This window comes from Seleniivibrio woodruffii (assembly GCF_004339245.1).
Taxonomy (GTDB): domain Bacteria; phylum Chrysiogenota; class Deferribacteres; order Deferribacterales; family Geovibrionaceae; genus Seleniivibrio; species Seleniivibrio woodruffii.
Genome location: NZ_SMGG01000003.1, coordinates 1,271,009 through 1,277,482, shown reverse-complemented (window position 1 = coordinate 1,277,482; position 6,474 = coordinate 1,271,009). Strand labels below are relative to the sequence as shown.

The window sequence follows — 6,474 nt, the reverse complement described above, 5'->3', positions numbered from 1 at the left end:
GTCAGCCCTACCCCTGTCATGCTCTGTTTGAACTGACCGGGAGTCGTCTGCATGGACCAGTTGTCGGGGGTTGTGTAGCCGTCCGCCTCAAAGGCGCTGGCAACACCGACCGAGCCAAGCAGAAGGACTGTTATAAACAGACTGCTCAACAAATGTCGCATGGTTCCTCCTTGTGGGTAATTCGAAAATGAAGAAAAGTGCATAATATATGCACTAAATCTACATGTTTACACATTTAATACCATCAGGTTGGTCAAGCTTAGGTTAAGAATGGGTTAAGAACGAAAAAATTGTGAAATTTATGTGGCACTAAGAGGTTATACTCAGAAGAACATAACGTCTGATAGCGGAGAGATCTTCGTCGGATATTCCGGAGTGCTGCTGCATGGATTTAAGGATATTCTCCCAGCGGGATTTATTAAATCTGTTAAGAGCCGCAGCGGCATGGCATGTGCTGCACTGCTCATAATACTTCTTTTCGTATTCCCTGAGGGATTCTGTGAGTGTCGGCGCAAGGAGGCCTTCGCTCACCTTGACGCTGACCGCCACTTCATAAAATCCCTTGCTTTTTTTCCCTGTGAAGCGGAGCGAATCCACATCGGATGTAAATCCGTTCTGAATGGTCATCTGAGGGTCGGAATAGAGTTCGCCGTGCTTTTTATCAGTCCAGAGGTAAGCCCTTCCGCTCACTGTCTCCGTGCCGAAATATACCTCTGTTGCACCGGAACTGATATTCCTGTTCAGAAATCCATTTCTGCTCTCGGAAAAGGCAAAGAACACAAATACACTAAATATGGTTATGGCTAAAATAAATAGTATTTTTCTCAAAATAGCACCGTACTAAAAACTAGTACATCACATCGAAGGTAAAATCAACGTAAAATAACACTTTACAGTTTACTATTCACAACAACAGGATTGTCATACGCAGTGTTATCTTTCACTTTTTCGGTCAGTTTTCTCAGCGACACCAGACAGCTGTGGGCTGAGCACGCCTGTGCCAGACGTGATGTGGGCTTGTCGGATGTCAGCACGTTCGGGTTTCCGCTTATGCATCTTGTACCGGGCACTCCGGGTTTTTCGGGAGCATACCACGCCCCTTCGTCCACACGGACAACATTCCTCATCACCCTTTTGCTCAGAACCGCACCGCAGATTATTGCGCCTCTGTCGTTGTAAACCTCAACGTTGTCTCCGTCGCTTATACCCAGCATTTTTGCATCGGCAGGGTTTATCACAACAGGTTCACGGCCGTTGACCTTGTATTTTTTGCCCAGAGGGAGGTTGTCCATCTGGGAGTGAAGCCTGTATTTCGGATGTATCGAGATAAGATGGAACCTGTGCTTTTTGGCCATCTTTCCGCCCAGCCACTCCTGCGGTTCGTACCATGTGGGGTGTCCCAGACAGTCGCTGTAGCCGTAGCTGGATATCTTTTCGCAGTGTATCTCAATTTTCCCCGACGGGGTGAACAGCGGGTTCGTATTGGGATTTTTTATAAAATCCTCAAACCTGACATATTTTTTATCTTCCGGCTTCTGAGTAAGTTTTATGTGACCGACTTTCCAGAATTTATCGAAGGGTAGATTGTTCCCTGTGCCCTCATAGCTCCATTTAACCCATTCCATCACAGACTTGCCCATGGTGAACTTCTTTTCGAACCCGAGGCGTTTTGCAATCTGGGCAAGTATCCAGTAGTCGTCTTTTGACTCGTACATGGGTTTGACAACCTGCCTGAGAGCCCATAAATATGTAACGTTGCTGACGAAGCTGAACCCGATGTCATTTCTTTCGAAAGAGGTTGTGGACGGGAAAACTATATCGGAAAACTTTGCCCACGGAGTCCAGACTATCTCATGGGTTATCATGGTATCCACTTTACGCAGTCCTGCGATCAGGGTGTTTATGTCCTGATGATGGGTCATTGAGTTTGCACCCATGTTGTATATCAGCTTTACGTCGGGATAGGTTATCTTAGTTCCGTTGAAATCGATCGTTCTGCCGGGGTTCATCAGCATTTCGCCCATGCGTGATGCCGGAATGATGGTTCTGGCGGGGTTTCTGCCCTGAGAGAGTCTGCGGGGAAGTTTTCCCGCCACACCCAGAAGGCCGCCGCCGAAGTTTATCCCCGATCCGGGCTTGCCTATGTTTCCAAGCATGCTGGCAAGTGTCACAAGGCTCCAGTGGTACTGCTCGCCGTGCTCTATTCTCTGGGGACCGTACAAACTTCCTATCAGTGTCTTGTCGCTTCTCAGGGTCTCTGTCAGCTCCACAAGACGCTTAACGGAGACTCCGCATATCTTCTCAGCCCATGCGAGGTTTTTAGGGATCCCGTCCTCTTTTCCCAGAAGGTAGTCGAGAAACATGCTGAATCCCACGGTATATTTATCTATAAATGATTTGCTGTATTTTCCGGTTGTATAAAGGTAGTGACACATGCCCAGTATCATGGCGGTGTCTGTTCCGGGGCGCACAGGTATCCACTCTGCCCCCAGTTCTTTAGCCGTATCGTTGTATACGGGATCAATGCATATGAATTTTATTCCAAGACGCTTGAAGCGCTGGAACCATTTTATTCTGGAGAAATCGGGCACGCCCACATCTATCAGAAAAGATTTGAGCGGATCCATCCCCCACAGGACGATGGTTTTAGTATTTGCGGCGATCATTTCGTATGAGGTCTGCTTGCTGTATATCTCGGCACTGCCCAGAATATACGGCATAAGCTGACTTGAGGCACCTGCCGAATAGTCGCTGATGGTATCGGTGAACCCTCCGAACAGCCCCAGAAAACGTCCCTGAAGAGTGTTCGGTCTGTTTATGGCTCCCGCCTGTGACCATCCCGCAAAGGATGTGCGGAAGATGGATTCGTTACCCCATTTCTGCTTGGCTTCCAGAAGCTTTTCCGCAGCAAGATCCAGAGCGGTCTGCCAGCTTACGGAGACAAAATCCTCAACTCCTCTCAGCTCGTTCTGTCTTCTGCCCTCCAGAAAGCTCTTCCTTACGCAGGGAGTCTTTATTCTGTTTGGCGAATTGACATAATCCGCCAGACTGCGCATCATGTCCGTATCCATGGATATGGCAGGATGGGGAGTTGTCGACACCAGCTTTCCGTTCTTAACGGTAGCATTCACCGGACCGAAATGTGTTCCGTGTGAAATTGTCTCTTCGTGGTGACCTGCAAGAGCATCATCGGCAGAAAAGGCGGAATACAGCGATACCATCGCCGCCATTCTCATCAGTTCTCTTCTGGAAATGTTATCCTTCATTCTTCTGTACCTCTGCCTAATCCGCCATGTTGTTCATAAACAGGCCTTTGCACTCAGTGCACGCATTCTTCGGCTGTTCGTAGCATATTCTGGCCTGAGTGCCCACATTCGGTTCCGAACTGAGATAGAAATCCCAGCCGAGACTGACACAAAGCCTGCGCACGATGGCAAGCCCGAAGCCGAACCCTTCCGCATGGTTTTTTGCATTGCTGTTTTTCAGCTGAAGCAGGGTTTCGCCTTTAATGCCCGTTCCGGAGTCATGCACCTGAATGCAGTGTGAGCTCAAATATATATCAACAGTTCCCGATTTTGTATATGTAAACGAGTTTCTTATAAGATTCGCTATCAGAATCTTAATGAGCTGCGGTTCAACATTAATATGTATTTCATACGCATCATGAACCACAACCTCCACAGGTTTGTTGTCTATCAGGTAGGCGTTCTCCTGAATTATCTCCTGAACAACGTCCGCAACCCTGATATCCCTGCGCTCGAACTTATCCAGATTTCTGTGGCGGGAGAGCCAGAGGAACGATTTGATAAGGTGTTCCATGTTTGCCGTAGCACGGTTCAGCCTGCCCAGAATCTTTTTGGTGTCATCATCGAAATCCGGTCTTTTTATTTCAAGAAGCTCCAGAGAGTTCTTTATGGTGGTTACAGGGGTTCTCAGCTCATGGGATGCATCCCTTGCGAAGGAGGTTTCCCTCTCAACAGACTCCTGCATGCTGTTCAGGGCACTTTTGAGAGTTGCGGCCAGAAGTCCGATCTCATCATCGTTGAACTTGCTGTCAAAGTCGTCCGGCAGTTTCTCCTTGGGGTTGCGCTCCCTGATTATCTTGCCCAGACGTATCACGGGACCTATGACCTTATGTGCCGTTATCAGCCCCAAAGTCACCCCGAAAATAAGTATGGGCAGCAGGGTAAGCAGAATTGTCCTCTGGAGCGAAACGAGGGAGTCATCGTTCATATGCTGCCTTGTAACATTATACAGCAGGTAGAACTTGTCGCCGTCCGGCAGTTTTTTTATAAGAATGCAGTATCTCTGCTTATCGTTATCTGTAAAGTATGTCCCCGGTTTAAGCGCCGGCAGTTTCTTTGCAACCCAATGGGGAAGCAGGTCTTCGCCGTAATAGTGTGTGATATACGGAGATGTTGCGGTAAGAGCGTTGAATGCGTTGGATGTAGGCGCCGCAAAGGAGGCCAGATATGCGCTGAGATAATACTCCGCCTCAACCTTCAGTCTGTTCTCCATGGATCTTGTCTCGCTGATTCTGGTTGCAACTATAACCGCAATTACCGTAAGGGAGCTGAGCAGCAGACTGTATCCGATGAAAACCAGAATTATCCTTCGCCGAAGACTGGATCTATACTTCAAGGAGGTTTTCCTCCGCCGAAATAAGGTATCCCCTGCCCCTTACGCTGTGAATGAGCTGTCGGCTGAAAGGCTTGTCAACAAGCTGTCTGAGCGTATAAAAATGGACTTTAAGGGAATCCGTCAGCGGGGGCTGATCCTTCCATACGGCGTATTCTATCTCCTCTTTCGTGGCGTATCCGGGATACTGCTCCACCAGTTTCATCAGAATGGCGTAGCAGATGGGCGGCAGATCTATTCTCGTTCCGCCTCTTGTAACAGTGCCCTTTTCAACGTCCACACAGAGATCCTCGATGCAGAACAGGTCGGCCATTCCCTGTTTGGAGCGGCGAACCAGCGCACTCAGGCGCATCCTCAGTTCCGCAAGCTCGAAAGGCTTTGCAAGATAGTCGTCAGTACCGGACTCGAATCCGGTCAGCTTGTCGTCAAGCATTGTTCTGGCGGTCAGCATCAGGATGGGGGTGTTAAGGCGCAGTTTGTGCCTTATCAGACTGCATGTCTCGAAACCGTCAATCCCGGGCAGATTGATGTCGAGAATTATTGCGTCGTAATGATTGTCGTGAAGCAGCTCCAAAGCCGCTTCGCCCGATGAGCAATAGTCAGCCGTACAGCCGTTCAGTTCAAAAAAATCCAAAACGTTTTCCGCTAAGTCTGTGTCATCTTCAATTAATAATAATCTCATATTGTGCCTGTAAGTTACTATAGGTCATATGCCAAATATTTCACGCACTTTTTACGGGTTTCATAATAAATGTTTAGCCAGTGCGAGGTTAAGAGAAGGTTAAGAGAAGCAGAAATAGCGGATGAATAATGTTTTTTTTATGAATACCGGATTATTATTAAAATTGTAAACGGGTTAGTGGCGTTTAAATAATTCCAGCAAACGTTTAGAAGCCGCCGCCGGAGGAAGCACCCCCTTCTCAACCGCCTCACGGACGCTTTCGAACATGCTCTCAACATTCCTGTTTGAAAGAAACATATCTTTCAGGTCGTCCATGAGCAGTGTCCAGAACCAGTCCACCGACTGCTTTCTGCGCTTTTCGTCAAACTCTCCACTATTTGTGAGCTTTTGCCTGTAATCGCAGACCATCTCCCATATTTCAGAGATCCCCTCTTTATACATTGCACTGCACAGCTTAACGGGAACCTGCCAGTTGGGGCTTTTCGGGCGAAGAATATGGAGAGCGTTAACGTACTGCTGTGCGGCAACCTCCGCACGCAGACGGTTTGAACCTTCGGCCTTGTTAATGATTATTGCGTCGGCAATCTCCATCACGCCCTTTTTGATCCCCTGAAGCTCGTCGCCTGCATTTGCAAGCTGAAGGAGCATAAAGAAATCAACCATCGACGCAACTGTTATCTCCGACTGGCCCACACCCACCGTTTCAATGAGTATCACATCATAGCCAGCCGCTTCGCACAGAAGCATCGTCTCCCTTGTTTTCCGTGCAACGCCGCCAAGGGTCGCTCCAGCCGGAGAGGGACGTATGAATGCGTTCTCGTCTCTGGCCAGTTCCTCCATACGGGTCTTATCGCCCAGAATGGAACCGCCCGTAATCTGTGATGTGGGATCAACCGCAAGAACGGCCACTCTGTGACCCTGAGATGTAAGATGTTTGCCGAATGCCTCGATAAAGGTGCTCTTGCCGACGCCCGGTACACCGGAAATCCCGATTCTCACGGAATTTCCGGTATGGGGCAGTATCTTTTCAAGAAGCTGATTAGCCGCCTGATTATGCTCCGGATTCTTGCTCTCTATAAGGGTGATACCCTTTGCCAGAGGGCGCAGTTTACGTTCAAGTATTCCGCAGGCAAGCGTTTCAACCTCACTCAAAT

General features: G+C 48.6%; 5 protein-coding genes. All 5 read right to left on the bottom strand.

Annotated elements, in window-relative coordinates; translation table 11 throughout:
- Positions 1-309: 309 nt before the first annotated feature.
- Complete coding sequence (locus tag C8D98_RS06065; RefSeq protein ID WP_165871207.1) at positions 310-828, bottom strand: c-type cytochrome; 519 nt, start codon at positions 826-828, stop codon at positions 310-312.
- A gap of 62 nt (positions 829-890) precedes the next feature.
- Positions 891-3,266 carry a molybdopterin-dependent oxidoreductase gene (locus tag C8D98_RS06060; RefSeq protein ID WP_132872938.1) on the bottom strand — a complete coding sequence of 792 codons (2,376 nt, stop codon included), beginning with the start codon at positions 3,264-3,266 and terminating at the stop codon, positions 891-893.
- Positions 3,267-3,282: 16 nt separating this feature from the next.
- Positions 3,283-4,641 carry a sensor histidine kinase gene (locus C8D98_RS06055; protein WP_132872936.1) on the bottom strand — a complete coding sequence of 453 codons (1,359 nt, stop codon included), beginning with the start codon at positions 4,639-4,641 and terminating at the stop codon, positions 3,283-3,285.
- On the bottom strand, positions 4,631-5,320 hold the full coding sequence (locus tag C8D98_RS06050; RefSeq protein ID WP_132872934.1) for a response regulator transcription factor: 690 nt from the start codon (positions 5,318-5,320) through the stop codon (positions 4,631-4,633). Before C8D98_RS06050 ends, C8D98_RS06055 begins: the two co-directional genes overlap by 11 nt.
- A 174-nt stretch (positions 5,321-5,494) precedes the next feature.
- Positions 5,495-6,472, bottom strand: a complete 978-nt coding sequence (gene meaB, locus C8D98_RS06045; RefSeq protein ID WP_132872932.1) for a methylmalonyl Co-A mutase-associated GTPase MeaB — start codon at positions 6,470-6,472, stop codon at positions 5,495-5,497.
- Positions 6,473-6,474 lie beyond the last annotated feature (2 nt).